Origin of the sequence: Pelagimonas varians (assembly GCF_003208435.1) — a bacterium.
In the GTDB taxonomy this organism is placed as follows: Bacteria; Pseudomonadota; Alphaproteobacteria; order Rhodobacterales; family Rhodobacteraceae; genus Pelagimonas; species Pelagimonas varians.
Genome location: NZ_QKMF01000008.1, coordinates 116,697 through 131,416 on the forward strand (window position 1 = coordinate 116,697; position 14,720 = coordinate 131,416).

A 14,720-nucleotide genomic window follows, 5' to 3' on the forward strand; every position below is an offset into this window, starting at 1 on the left:
GACATGCGGCAACGCAGCATGCATAGTTTATCCAAACCTGTGAGGAGGACAGACATGAGCGACGATATCGTCATCCTAGGCGGCGCACGCACCGCAATCGGAACTTTTGGCGGCGCATTGGCCGGCACGACCCCAATCGATTTGGGAACGGTGGTCGCAAAAGCGGCACTTGAGCGTTCAAATGTAGATCCAGCCCAAATTGGCAATGTGATCATGGGCCAAGTCATCAACACCGAACCGCGCGATATGTATCTGTCACGCGTCACGGCAATGCAGGCGGGCGTCCCTGATGTTGTGCCAGCGATGAACGTAAACCGCCTATGCGGATCTGGCGTTCAGGCGATCATTTCCGGCGCACAATCCCTGATGCTTGGGGATGCGGATTTCGCTTTGGTTGGCGGCGCTGAAAACATGTCTCGCAGCCCCTACATTGTACCCAGCCAACGGTGGGGTGCCAAAATGGGCGACATCCAGACACTGGATATGATGCTTGGCGCGCTCAATTGCCCGTTTGGCACTGGCCATATGGGTGTCACAGCCGAAAATGTTGCGGCTGAACATGACATTACACGTGATAATCAAGATGCCTTTGCCGTCGAAAGCCAAAACCGCGCACTTGCTGCGATCGAGTCCGGGCACTTTAAAGAACAGATCGCGCCTGTCCAAGTGAAACGCAAACGCGAAATGGTTGCCTTTGACACAGACGAACACCCCAAAGCGACCACGCTTGATATCCTGTCAGGTTTGCGCACCGTTTTCCAAAAAGATGGAACTGTCACGGCAGGCAACGCGTCGGGCATCAACGACGGGGCTGCGGCGCTTGTACTGGCCCGCGCCAGTGCGGCCGAAGCTGCTGGTCTTAAACCGCGCGCCCGCATTATTGGCTATGCGCATGCTGGCGTACGCCCCGAAGTCATGGGCATCGGTCCTATTCCCGCAGTTGAAAACCTGTTGGCCCGCACGGGTTTGACCTTGTCCGACTTCGACGTGATTGAATCCAACGAGGCCTTTGCCAGTCAAGCTCTGGCTGTCAACAAGGGTCTTGGGCTCGATCCCGCCAAGGTGAACCCCAACGGCGGTGCAATTGCGCTTGGTCACCCTGTCGGGGCAACAGGTGCCATCATCACAGTCAAAGCACTCTATGAGCTTGAGCGCACTGGCGGTTCCAAGGCGCTGATCACCATGTGTATTGGCGGCGGTCAAGGCATCGCTTTGGCAATCGAACGCATCTGATAAAACTGCGGGACGGTGGGTGGGGCGAGGCTCGCTTGCGAGCCAGCGTCGCCCCCGTCCTCACTAGAAATGTCACTGCAATTCTATCGAAACCCGGCCAGAATTACCCTGTGCATCAACCACCGACAATTTGGTGAACCCCGGCCCCATCGGCGGTGTAATAAAGTCCGGCCGGTACAGCCCTGAAAGTCCAACGGCTCCATCTACCAACAGTGTGAATGGCGGCACACCGCCGCGCAGCTTGATCGGAACCCCTCCTGCAGCCGCTTCCAACCTTGCGCCATCGGGCGGAAACGTCAGCCGCAACCCAGACGCCTTTTGGCGCGGTCCAAACCGCTGCAAATTGAGCGGCAATTGCGCCCGCGCCACTAAAAGCGTTTCAGGCGGTGGCGGTGGCAAAGGAACCGACTTCAAGCGGGCCCGTTCCAAGGCTTGGAACAACACAGGTGCAGCATCTGATCCGCCAAATGCCCCCGGAACAGGGGTTCCATCAGGCCGACCTATCCAAACACCGGCCACAAATTGCCCATCCCAGCCCAGCGCCCATGCATCACGGTGCCCATAGGATGTACCGGTTTTATAGGCCACCCGTCCGGGCGGGCCGGCCAAGGCAGGCGGTGTCACGCCGGCCAAAATATGCCCAACTTGCCACGCCGAAGCAGGGGACAAAATCCGCCGCGCCGCCTCGGCTTCTCGCTCGGAAAGCCATCGCAAAGGCACGGATTCTCCTCCGCGGGCCAACGCGGCATAAAGCTGAACCATATCTTGCAAAGACACACCAAGCCCGCCCAGACTGAGCGCCAAACCCGGTGCGCCCCCTTGCAGCTGCGGCTTTGTACCTGCCTGCTTCATCGCCGCCAGCAAATGTGCAGAGCCCAAAGCCTCGGTCAAACGGATCACCGGAATGTTCAGCGACAGCTGCAGTGCGCGGCGCACCGACAACTCCCCCCGAAACACCCCGTCAAAATTCTGCGGTGCATAGGCCCCAAACTGCACAGGCGTGTCCAAGATCAGCGTTTCAGGATGTGCCAAGCCGCGGTCAAAAGCCAAACCGTAAACCAAGGGTTTCAACGTTGAACCAGGTGAGCGCAATGCCTGTGTCATATCAACGAACCCTTGCCCGACGGTGCCCGTATAGTCAGGCGACCCGACAGAGGCCAAAATCTCTCCGCTTTGATGATCCGCCACAACAATGGCCATCGACAATCGTGGATCACGACTTGCCATATGGTCCGCCACCAGCGTCTCAAGACTCTGTTGCACATTCGCGTCCAGTGTCAGATCATATCGCCCCGGCCCCGCTGAAATCGCCCGATCAGACATATGCGGGGCCAACTGAGGAACAGCGTGCCGCCCGTTTGGTGCAGGGTCCGATTGCCCGGCCAAAGCTGTCTCGGTGTCAATCACACCCGCCTGCACCATACGCATCAGCACGCGATCCCGCGCAATTCTAGCCGCTTCGGGGTGGCGATCAGGACGGCGGCTTTCTGGGGCTTGCGGCAAGGACACCAAAAATGCAGCCTCGGCTGGCGTCAGCCGTTTCGGCTCCTTGCCAAGCCACGCCAAGGAAGCGGCGCGCAGCCCTTCGATATTACCGCCATAAGGGGCGATCCGCAGATAGATTGCCAAAATCTGTTCTTTGCCAAGCTGCCGTTCCAGTGCAAGCGCCAGCCGCATCTGTCGCAACTTTCCGTCCCAGCGTCCGGTGGACCCGTCCTCAAGCAATCGCGCGACCTGCATGGTCAGCGTGGATGCCCCTGACACAACGCGCCCATGCCGCACAGCCTGACCAAAAGCCCGTACCGTCGCCAGAGGATCAATACCGCCATGCTGATAAAACCGCTTGTCTTCATAGGCGATCAGCATTTTGTAAAACAACGGATCTACCTGATCGGGCGACAATTCCATCCGCCACAACCCGTCTTCGATTGTATAAGCGCGCAACAGCACCCCATTGCGATCCCGCACTTCTGGCGAGGTCGCATGCACCAGAACCGGAAGCACAGTCGCATCGACATAGCTATCCAACTGGTCGCGGGCAAAACCCACGCACCACAAAACCAAAACACAGGCAAACAGGCTGCGCATTTGCTCAGCCCGCTATCATGGCCGGATCGTTACCCGACCGGATGCGGTATTGGCGCGATAGTCAGGACGGTACATATCCTCGACCAAGGCTGCGGGGTGGTGGAAACTTCCGGGGGATACTGCCCGCAACACATAGGCCAGCTGGATCGTCTTATTGCCGGATTGATTGACCGCCGCCAAGAACCGATCCGCCCGAAACTCGGAATGCTCTGTGTCGGAAGGTTTCAACCAGCTCAACGCCTTGAGGTCACCGGCCCGCAACAAACTCGGGTTGTCGATCTCAAACCCGGCAGGCAATGGATCGTTGACCATCAGCCGTGCGCTGGTTTTGTCACTTGGCCGCACGGTCAGCACCGCAACCAATCGATCCCCCATCTGGATGTCACCCGTAACCGGCGTGCCATCCATCGCGTAGTAATCCCGCTCAATAGAATAGCCATAGCCTGTCGCGTCAACTTCGCCGTCAGGAATACCCAGGGTGGTCAAGGTAAGATCCGTCGCCCGATCCGAAGTGTTGGTGATTTCACGGCTGTTCAACGTGCTGCCTTCAATCCGGCGCACAAACGGTCCGGAAATCGGCTCTCCGTTTTCAGACAGTCCGGAAATGCTAGGGTCCTCGGTCATGGCATGCGCCGCAAGCAACGCCCATGCCTGTTCTTGCGTCGACAGTGGCCGGTTGACCGCTGCAATACGACCGGTCAACGCTTCCCGGTCGACGGCATCGCTGCGCGCTTCGACCGCTAGGGACAGAACACCGGCAGCATCACGAACCGAACTGCCAAAGTCGGCGCGATACAGACGGGTTTTGGACCAAACCTGTGTCGGCACATTGCCCGACGCCAAGGCAAACATCTGATCGGCGCGCTTTTGATCGCCATAAGCTGCCAAAGCCGCGCCCAGTTGCGCCTGCGCCAGCGGTGTCGCAAAGGCAGACGCCCGTTCGTCGGCATAGTAGCGCAGATCGCCCATCGCGGCCTCTCCCTCGCGGGCAAGAACCATCAACGCATAGGCAATATCTTCTCCACCCTCATCGAAGTCGGGAGCATAAGCGATGCGGTTGCGCAAGTTGTCCAGCGCATTGCGCCACGCCAAGTCAGGCACATCGTAGCCCGCTGTCCGCGCCCGCCCGAGGAAATCGGTGACGTAAGCGTCTAGCCAGAATTCACCTGAATAGGCCCCCCAAAGGCCGAAGGCCCCGTTCGGCGCTTGGCGGGTCAGAACACGCGTGATCGACTGACGAATACGCAATGCGATCTTGTCTTGATTGCCAAGGCCCAGCGGTTCAGCAATCGAACTCAGGTACAGCAGAGGCAGCGCTTGCGACGTAACTTGTTCGGTACAGCCGTATGGATAGCGATCCAGTTTGGCCAGCAAACCGGGGGCGTCAAACCGTGCCAAAGGCCCAGCAGACACAAGCGCCGTTGCGGATTCTAGCCGCAACCCAGCGAATACATCACGGTCCAGAGTAAAGGTCTGCCCCGGAGCCAAAGACAAGCGGCGCGTCGCACCAACCGCTGGGTCGTTTGAACGCACCCCAAGCGACAGCGATTTGGTCAAAATCGCGCCATCCGGTGTCGTCAACGCAATATCAATGGTGTGATCCCCGACCAGATCGGCAGTCAACGGGATATCCAACGCCAACTTTCCTTGTTCCTCAATTGTTACAGAGGCAGGCAAAACAGATGCATTCAACGCCAAACCCTGCGCAGTGATCGCAAACGGCATTTCGCCTGCTGCGCCTTTGGTATGGGTCAATTCCAGATGGAGACGGGCGCTGTCGCCCGGTGCCAAAAAGCGCGGCAATGAGGCGCTGATCACCACAGGATCACGGACCAGAACATCCGCCTCGGCCTGTCCGACGGCGGTGCCGGACCACGCCACAGCCATAAGGCGAACAGTGCCGTTGAAATCAGGGACGTCAAAGACAACCTCTCCACGGCCATTTGCATCAACCGTCACCGGTCCGCTGAAAAAGGCGACGAGATCTTCGGTCGGAGGCGGGCTTTGCATCCGCATACCGGCGGCATAATCACCACCCGAACGCACTGCGCCCATCGCACCGTTCATTCCGTCGATCAATCGACCATAGATGTCGCGGATTTCGACCCCCAACCGACGTTGACCAAAGTAATACCCAGTGGGATCAGGCGATTTGAAACCGGTTAGGTTCAAAATTCCAAGGTCAACGGCTGCGACGGTCACATGGGCTGTATCCCCTTCGTTCATCCCTTCAATCTGCACCGCCGCTGTAAGCAACCCGCGCGGCGAAATCTCGGCCGGTGCATCAAAAGACACCGCAAGTTTTCGAGGTCCCGGATCAACTGCTGCATGGGCCAAACCCAACGCCCGCGCCGGGTTTTGTCCTGCGGTCACGTCCATCGGGCGGATTACTTGGGCCGTCACGTAGACTCCTGCGCCCCATTCATCCGTTACAGGCAATTGCAGCGTGGTTTCACCTTCGGATACATCTACCGCTTGCATTGAAATCACCCGATCCGCGAGGACGGTGATCAAGGCTTTGCCCGCATAGCGCGGCACCATACGAATCGTTGCGGTTTCGCCGGGCAAATAGGCCGGTTTATCCAAAGACAGTTCCAACATATCCGGTGTATCGGACGCGTCCGCACCCCCATACCAACCTGCCGAAAAGCTCATTGAGGCCGCGACATAGCTGCCATCCAACCGCTCAACCACCAGCTCGTATTCACCCCAGTCTACGCCTGCTGAAACAGACAAGGCTGTGTCGCCCAGAAGGCCGGTCCCGTTTGCTACTGTTTCGCGCGTGGTGATCGGTTCCCAATTCCAGTTGCCGTATTGCTGATACCATTGATACCGTGTGCGCACGCGGTTGATCTGCCATGTGACATCCATCACTTGCGGCTTCAGATCTGGGCCAAGTGCCAGAAGATCAAAACCCGCTTCTGCCCCTTCGCCAAGCACCCCCTCGAACGCTGGGCGAATGCCAATCATCGGGGTCGCGGGCAGCACGGGACGGGTGATTTCACGTTCAACCGGGCGACCCGATGCCTCTGACAAGCGCAGCGTGGCGCGTGCCAACATCGGACGCCCCTTTGCATCAATGTCCGGAAAAGGAAGCGTCAGAGAGGCTTTGCCCTGCGCGTCTGTTGTCAGATCCGCCGCAAAGCTGTTGGTCCGCACCGCGCGGTAATCGTCATGGCGGCCGAACTGATAGCGGGGAAAGGCTTTGAGGGTTGTTTGACTGCTCAGCTGCAATTCGCCTTCAATCGGCAAATCGGCCCCCACGGCCCCGAACAAATACCGAGCATCAACTGTCAGTTTTGGTGCATCAAGCGGGTTTATCGGACCGTCCGGCAGGCTCAGATCGAAATCAATGCGCTCTGGAACAAAGTCTTCAACCAACAGATTTGCAGTGGCGACAGGATCAGCATCGGGGTCAGTAAAGACCTCAAGTTGCCATGTGCCGCGCGGGGCCGCATTTGCGATGGGCAAGGAATAGACATGACCGCCATCCACGCCACCATCCGAGACATGGCGCGAATACTCGACGCCATCAGGACGGGTTAGAACCGCCGTGAGGGGAATATCGCCAACAGCAGCAGCTTTCGAATCGCGCAGCAATGCCGTGGCATAGACCACTTCACCGGCGCGGTAGGCACCGCGGTCTGTTGTCAAAAACGCATCTATAGGTCCGGCAGGATCGCGCCCCTCGACTCCGCGATCTGACAGGTCAAACGCCGGATCGGTCAAAGACAAAAATGCCAGATCATCGTCACCGCGTTTGGCGGTGATCAACTCTGCCTGAGCGCCGCCGGTGCCGCGCAACAAGCCAGCCGCAAAGTGGGCGACCCCCTGTGCATCTGCTTGCACTGTTGCCAGAACCCGATTGGCGCTGGACAGCAAGGAAACATCAAGACCTGCCAAAGGCTCTGCACTGGACAAACTGCGTGCAAAGACCGTCAACCCATCGTTGCCTTGAAGGGATGTCAGACCGATATCGGACAGGATAAACCACTGCGTTGCCCGCCCATCAGAGAATTCGTCAGATCCCGGTACGGCCGCTGTCAGTGCATAAACCCCAGCGGGCAAATCCCCGACAACATCGCCCATTGGCAAACGGGTCAGAATGTCTGTGTTCAAGCGGTTTTCAACTTCGCCTTTTCCGGTCCAGATTTCCTCGGCGATATCGCGGCTAAAGTGCTGCTCTTCCCACTTTGACAGCGGTTTTCCGAAATAACTGTCTTGCATTGCACGGGTCAAGTTCCGGTCCGAAACACGGCGAAGAACCAAATCAACCTCCGCCAAATTCACTGTTTCAATAGGCAGCCCTGCGTCAGCGGAGCGAGGCAAAACATAAGCCCGCCCAGGAAAGGACACCGCCGGAGAACGGTCACGCACATAGGCTGTGATATCCGTGTTGCGGATCAGCGTTTCACCGCTATCTGCGGGCAGTCCCGACCGGAAGGTAATCGTGTAGCGCCCACCATGCTCAACACCTGTCACACAGATCCGGTCGCCATTCGCAGTGACGGCCATCCGCGGATCAGGCAGCCGGACATAGGGCGCATAATCGACCCCGGCGCGCACCAGTTTTTCTGTGAATTCCACACAAACTTGCGGGTCGGCAATATCGGCTTCGACTGAGTGTTCCCGAATTCGAAAGCCGTATTTTCCAACGGCTTGATCGAGCAGTTCTGTCACATCCGGGCGGGTCCCATAAAATTCTGCTAGCCGCAGTGCCGGAATCATTTCCCGACCCCGATCCAGCTTGTCCAGAGCCAAAGCCATGTCGCGCAGGGCATCAATCATCAGATCACTGTCATCTGCGCGCAAATACCCGTTGATCGACGCAAGGAAGGCGCGGGCGCGAAATTTTCTTTGATCCGCCCCCTGTATTTCCTCGGCAACGCGAGCAGACAATTGGCCATATCTTAGCCAATGCGCCGCGTCGTCTGTTTGGGCCAAGGCTGTCCCGACCCAAAGCGCACTATCTTCCAAATTTCCCGAAGCTAAACTGTTGTCTGCCGCCTCAAGCAGCGCGCGCGGGCTCCATTGCCCGCCAGTGTGACGTGCGCCCAGCGCTGCCGCTTCTGTCTTGGCGCGCTCCAAGTCGCGTGCATCGAGAAATCCAAGATCAAGCCTGCGCTCTGCCGCGCGGGTTTGAACATCCGGCCCCGTGTTAATCACCAACGCGGACACAGCCCCGTCATAGGGCTGGCGGTCCGTCACAGCCGCTTTTGGAAAACAAGCGTTGGACCGCGAATTGAACGTGAAAGCCTGACAATCCGGCGTATCAAGACAAAGCTTTTGGCAGGCTTCAAGTGAGGTATCGAACAAGGACTGCAGATCAGAACCGAAGAAGTCGACATCACGGGTAATAACCACACGGCGATCAGGCACTGCAGGGCCCGTGTCCTGCGCGAAACTGGGTGTGGCAAACGGCAATGCGGCCAATCCTGCAAGCAGGGCGATCACAAAATGTCGCATAATAAATGCTCCTTTTCGGTTCATATGCATATGCTTACATGTGACCAAGATTCTGACAAGACTGACATTTTAAGCTGATCTTCACGCCAAGTTCGCAAAAGTATTCTGCACGCAGGAGGATACGAAATGAGTTTGGCCCCAAGACTGGCCGAAGAACGACGCGCGCGGCTGGCTGCGGAACGCCTATTGGACCTTAAACAGGCTGAACTGTTTGAGGCCAACAGGCGTTTGGGCAAACATGCAAAGCAGCTAAGTGTAGAAATCAAGGAAACCAGAACCGAGGTTGCGCAGGTCCGCCACCAACACCAGCGTGTTGTGCACGAACTCGGAGAAGCCACGCAACGCATTGAAGTTGTTACAGATCAACTTTGGAAAGCTCTCAAATCCATCCAAGACGGGTTTGCCCTATTCGATCCTGATGGACGGATCGAATTGGCCAATCACGCCTATCTTTCCTTCTTCGACGGGATTGAAGATATTGGAATCGGGTCCAGTTATATCGATGTGCTTGAAGTCCTATCGCAAGAAGGTCTGGTAGATCTTCAGGGCGAATCTGCTGTGTCATGGCGGGACCAAATGCTGGCGCGCTGGGAAGGAGATTCCATTCCGGCCCAAACTATCCGGCTTTGGAACGGTCAGTTCATTAAAATCCAAGATAAAAGGTTGCCAGACGGCGGCGTCGTGAGTCTGGCGATCGACATCACAGAACTTGCACGCATGTGGTCAGCCATCGAAGAATTGCCCGACGGGTTTGTGATGTATGATGCCGAAGACCGGCTGCTGATGTGCAACGAACCCTACAAGGAAATTTACAAGGCCAGCGCACCGGCTATGATACCCGGTGCATCGTTTGAGGATATTTTACGGTATGGCCTTGAACACAATCAGTATAAAGAGGCCCTCGGGCGCGAAGAAGAATGGATCGAAGAGCGGCTGAAACATCACCGCTCGGGACACTCGCAGCTGGAACAAAAGCTGGAAGATGGCCGTTGGGTCCGGGTCTTTGAAAGCCAAACCACTGACGGCGGGCGCGCAGGCCTGCGCATCGATATCACCCAAATCAAAGAAGACCAGCAACGCCTAAAAGAGGCGATGAACCGCGCCGAGGCCGCAAACCGCGCCAAATCTGCCTTCCTTGCGAACATGAGCCATGAAATCCGCACCCCCATGAATGGTGTTGTCGGCATGGCGGACCTGATGATGGACACGGAGCTGAACGAAGAACAGCAATTGTATACCGATACGATACGCAGTTCAGGCGAAGCTTTGCTGGTGATTATCAATGACATTCTCGATTATTCAAAAATCGAGGCTGAAAAACTGGTCTTGCACCCCGAACCGTTTGATCTGGAGCGTGCGATCCACGAGGTCGTGATGTTGTTGCAACCAACAGCCCGCGACAAGGATATTTCGCTGCTGGTTGACTATGACATGTTCCTATCGACCAGATTTATCGGAGATGTCGGCCGCTTCCGTCAAATCATGACCAACCTGCTTGGAAATGCGGTCAAATTCACCGTTGAAGGCCATGTTATGGTGCGTGTCATGGGTGTGCCAAACGAAGAAGGTGAAACAGCCATTCACCTCACGATCGAAGACACTGGTATTGGCATTCCACCGGACAAAGTCGACCATGTCTTTGGTGAATTCAATCAGGTCGAAGATGAACGCAATCGCAAATTCGAAGGCACGGGTCTTGGCTTGGCGATCACCCGCCGCCTTGTTGAGCTTATGGGAGGCGAGGTCTGGGCTGAATCCGAACTTGGAAAAGGCAGTTGTTTTGGATTGCGGGTGGTGTTGCCAGCCGAAGACCCGCACGCATTGGAAACACCAAGCCTACCCGCGCACCTGAAGCGCGTTTTGGTGGTCGACGACCACGGTGCGAATCGCACAATCTTGTCCAAACAGCTGGCGACAATCGGGCTCAAGGTCGAGCTTTGCAAAACAGGATCGGACGCCATCGATCATATGATCGACCCACCGGATTTGATGATCATCGGTCAGGAACTTCCGGATATGGACGGTGTGGAACTGGTGACACATCTCATTGGGGCGGGGCATCGAATTCCGGTCATTGTTCTCACGGACAACCCCGGACAAATCAAAGCCGACGAAACCCGTGGTATCCACGCCGTGCTGCAAAAACCGGTGCCGCGCCGCGCCCTGTTCAACGCCTTGGAAAAGGTCACTCCGGCCCAACGCCCTTCCGCCCCGCAAATCGAAAAACCACAAAAGCATCGCGAGGCCAAAAAAGAAGACGACGCCATCATTCTCGATGTCATTCTTGCCGAGGACAACAAAACCAACCAGCTGGTTTTCAAGAAAATGGCGTCTAGTTTCAACGTAACTTTGCGGTTTGCAAACAATGGGCTTGAGGCTGTCGAAGAATTTCGAAAACAACGCCCTGATCTAATTTTTATGGATATCTCCATGCCGCAAATGGACGGCAAGCAAGCGACCCGTGAAATTCGCCTACTTGAGGCAGATGGCGAACACGTCCCCATCATTGCATGCACCGCCCACGCCATGAGCGGGGACAAAGAAAGCATTTTGGAGGCTGGACTAGATGACTATCTGACCAAGCCGCTGCGCAAAGCCCATCTGAGCGAAAAAATCGCCCATTACACCAAAGTGATCACCAAGGCCCGTGAAGGTTAAGGGGCGTCTGCCGGTCGTACAAACACAGGCCGATCTGGCTCCGACATGTCGGGTCGATAGACATACCCACCACTGTCGAATTCCATCAAAGCGATTGCATCCGTCAGCCGGTTTTGAATGATATAGCGTGCCATTGCCCCGCGCGCGCGCTTTGCAAAGAAGCTGACGATCTTGGGGGTGCCGTTTTTGTCTTCCATAAATTGCGGGGTCACGATCCGCAATTTTAGCGCCTTTGGGGGCACCGCTCCAAAGTATTCTTGGCTGGCACAATTCACCAAAACATCCGAATTAACTACATCCGCCTGGGCTTTTAGCGCCTTGGCAATCTGATCACGCCAATAATCATACAGATTGGAGCCGCGCCGGGTTTTCAATCGGGACCCCATTTCGAGCCGGTAGGCCTGCATCGCATCCAAGGGTCGTAGAACACCATAAAGTCCGGACAAAATTCGCAAATGATCCTGCGCCCAAGCCATCTCTTCGGAATCCAAAGATCCTGCTTCTAACCCAATGTACGTGTCACCCGCAAAGGCAAGGGCTGCCGGCCGCAACAGGTCAGCCTCAGGCGTTTCGGAAAATGCTCGAAACCTGTCCCTGTTCAAACGTGCCAGATCATCACTCAGATCCATCAAACCCTTGAGGTCACCCAAGGTCAGATTGCGCATGGTTTTGGCCAACCGATTGGCATCTGCCTGCATGTCGGGCACCGTCATTTCGACCTGTTTTTCATCCCAATCCAGCCGTTTAGCCGGAGAAATAACCACCAACATGCTTGCACTCCCCTTGGTATGTTCCTGATTTAGTCCGGTCGACCCCAAAGGTCCAGCCGATGGCGGTTCATACTCCTATTTCTGTCTGAGTTCCGCGACTCACAGAATTGAGCTATGTTTGACTGGTTTTTTTAGTGTTTTGGAGATTACCCATGAATTATAAAACTCTGGCCGCCCTGCCCGCTTTGGCCTTGATTGCATCGACGTCGTCAGCGCTGGCCTGGCAAGACACCTCGCACCCGTACCCGAGGGATAAAGGCTGTGACAAATACAATTGCTATGAACCCTACACGGCATATCAACACGGTCATTATTCCCATCTGACCTGCAAAAACCCGTACAAATACTTAACGTATGTTGATGACCAGCTCACATGCGTTCCACGGATGCATGTTGCGAAATAGTTGATCAATCCGTTGAACTTAGGACGTCTAAAAAGGCGGGACCAAAGCGTTCCGCCTTTTGCGCACCCACCCCTTGCACCGCTTCTAGCGCCGATAGGCTAGACGGCCGCATCTTAGCGATTTTGGCAAGGGTGGTGTGATTGCATGACAGGTATTTTCCCGTCCCGTCTTCGCCGCGCGCCAATTGAACCTGCGCCTCCATCAACGCATCGTACAACCCGCCCGCATCGCTGCCAGCCAGCTTGCGCCGTGTAGGGTGCAGGGCTTCAACGGCACCGGTGATCACCTCAAGAAACGCAGTGCCATAGCGTTCCAGTTTTTTGGCCCCGACACCGCTGATCCGCGCCATTTGATCCAGATTCGACGGGCGCCCCTCGGCCATTTCGATCAAGGTTTTGTCCGGGAATATCACATAGGCCGGCGCACGCGCGGCCTCTGCCAATGCACGTCGTTTGGCTTTTAGAGCGGACAATAAAGGGGCATCTTCATCGTTGACCATCATCTTGACTGCGGGCCGCCGATCCCCCCCTTTGGCAACAACGTCTTTGCGCAGTTGAATGGTCTGTTCGCCACGCAAAATCGGCCGCGCCTCTTCGGTCATCACCAGCGCCCCGTGGCGCTCCGCATCGGGGCGCATCAAATCATGCCCCATCATTTGGCGAAACACGGCCTGCCATTGCCCTTTACTCAGATCCTTGCCGATGCCATAGGTCGACAGGGATTTATGGCCCCGCGCCCGAATTTTGTCCGTATCGGCACCCAGTAAAATATCAATCAAATGACCCGCACCAAAGCTTTCATCCGTCCTCAGCGCTGCCGAAAGCGCTTTGCGGACCGCTTCTGTGCCATCAAACAGTTCAGGCGGCGCATCGCACAAATCGCAATTGCTACAGGCTTCAGCCTCCTCGCCGAAATACCCAAGCAATACCTGACGGCGGCAACCCTGTGCTTCGGCCAACCCGAGCAGGGCATTTAACCGGCCGTGATCAGCATCTCGCCGTTCAGGCGGGGCCAAGCCTTCGTCAATTTGACTGCGGCGCAAACGAATATCATCCGGCCCATACAGCGTCAGCGTCTCGGCTGGGGCCCCGTCGCGCCCAGCACGGCCAATTTCCTGATAGTAGGCTTCGATGCTTTTGGGCAAATCGGAATGGGCCACCCAGCGAATATCAGGCTTATCAACGCCCATGCCAAAGGCCACCGTCGCCACAACGATCAAACCGTCTTCGCGCGCAAATCGCCCTTCGACTGACCGGCGATCTTCGGCCTGCATGCCGCCATGGTAGAAACAGGCCGTGTGCCCGTCGTCAGACAGCGCGCGGGACAGTGTTTCAGTGCGCGCGCGCGTGCCGCAATAGACAATTCCGGATTGCCCGCGCCGCGCAGCTGCAAAGTTCAAAATCTGCTTGCGAGGGCTGTCTTTGGGTTGAAACGCAAGGTGGATATTAGGCCGATCAAAACCACGCAAGAAAGTTTGCGGCGATTGACCGTCAAACAAACGGGTAACAATTTCCACTTGTGTTTCGTGGTCCGCCGTCGCCGTGAACGCCGCCAAAGGCACGTCCAAAGCCCGGCGCAATTCCCCGATCCGCAGGTAGTCCGGCCTAAAATCATGACCCCATTGGCTCACACAATGCGCTTCATCCACCGCGATCATCGAAATGCCCGCTTGCGACAACATGCGCTGCGTACCTGAGTTGGCCAGCCGTTCCGGAGCGAGGTAAAGCAGCTTCAGCGTTCCGTTATGCAAGTTGTCCCAGACCTCATCGGTTTCTTCCTGGGTGTTGCCCGAGGTCAACGCGCCTGCACAAACGCCAGCCTCACGCAGACCGCGGACTTGGTCGCGCATCAGTGCAATCAAAGGAGAGATGACAACCGTGACACCGCTACGCATGAGCGCAGGCAATTGAAAGCAAAGAGATTTGCCGCCACCGGTGGGCATAATGGCCAGAACGTTGTCACCGCGTGCCACGGCTTCCACAATCTCGCCCTGACCGGGGCGAAACGCGTCGAAACCAAATATGTCTTTCAACAGCGCCTCAGATGGCGCAGCGTCGCGGGGCATAAGGTATACCTGTAGGGTTTTATTAGGCTGCTCTTA

The 14,720-nt window shown here is 56.5% G+C and carries 7 protein-coding genes; 3 read left to right on the forward strand and 4 right to left on the reverse strand.

All coding sequences use genetic code 11. The features are described from left to right. Positions 1-54: 54 nt before the first annotated feature. Positions 55-1,233 carry an acetyl-CoA C-acyltransferase family protein gene (locus C8N36_RS12480; RefSeq protein ID WP_097804983.1) on the forward strand — a complete coding sequence of 393 codons (1,179 nt, stop codon included), beginning with the start codon at positions 55-57 and terminating at the stop codon, positions 1,231-1,233. Between the two features lie 72 nt (positions 1,234-1,305). Here the strand turns inward: C8N36_RS12480 and pbpC are convergent, their stop codons facing one another. Both pbpC and C8N36_RS12490 read right to left on the reverse strand, forming a co-directional pair. Continuing rightward, the gene (gene pbpC, locus C8N36_RS12485; protein ID WP_097804982.1) at positions 1,306-3,321 is read right to left on the reverse strand and encodes a penicillin-binding protein 1C; all 2,016 of its coding nucleotides are present in this window, start codon (positions 3,319-3,321) and stop codon (positions 1,306-1,308) included. A gap of 15 nt (positions 3,322-3,336) precedes the next feature. Continuing rightward, the gene (locus tag C8N36_RS12490; protein ID WP_110767901.1) at positions 3,337-8,787 is read right to left on the reverse strand and encodes an alpha-2-macroglobulin family protein; all 5,451 of its coding nucleotides are present in this window, start codon (positions 8,785-8,787) and stop codon (positions 3,337-3,339) included. A gap of 126 nt (positions 8,788-8,913) precedes the next feature. Between C8N36_RS12490 and C8N36_RS12495 the strand changes: the two genes are divergently transcribed. Next, positions 8,914-11,445: a response regulator gene (locus tag C8N36_RS12495; RefSeq protein WP_097804981.1), complete on the forward strand. Its 2,532-nt coding sequence runs from the start codon at positions 8,914-8,916 to the stop codon at positions 11,443-11,445. On the opposite strand, the gene yaaA is transcribed toward C8N36_RS12495, so the two are convergent. Further along, positions 11,442-12,215 carry a peroxide stress protein YaaA gene (gene yaaA, locus C8N36_RS12500; RefSeq protein WP_097804980.1) on the reverse strand — a complete coding sequence of 258 codons (774 nt, stop codon included), beginning with the start codon at positions 12,213-12,215 and terminating at the stop codon, positions 11,442-11,444. The genes C8N36_RS12495 and yaaA overlap by 4 nt on opposite strands. 152 nt (positions 12,216-12,367) lie before the next feature. Between yaaA and C8N36_RS12505 the strand changes: the two genes are divergently transcribed. Then, positions 12,368-12,619, forward strand: coding sequence for a hypothetical protein (locus tag C8N36_RS12505; protein WP_097804979.1), 252 nt, complete (start codon positions 12,368-12,370; stop codon positions 12,617-12,619). A gap of 4 nt (positions 12,620-12,623) precedes the next feature. Here the strand turns inward: C8N36_RS12505 and recQ are convergent, their stop codons facing one another. Next, positions 12,624-14,684 carry a DNA helicase RecQ gene (gene recQ, locus C8N36_RS12510; RefSeq protein ID WP_097804978.1) on the reverse strand — a complete coding sequence of 687 codons (2,061 nt, stop codon included), beginning with the start codon at positions 14,682-14,684 and terminating at the stop codon, positions 12,624-12,626. Positions 14,685-14,720: the final 36 nt, after the last annotated feature.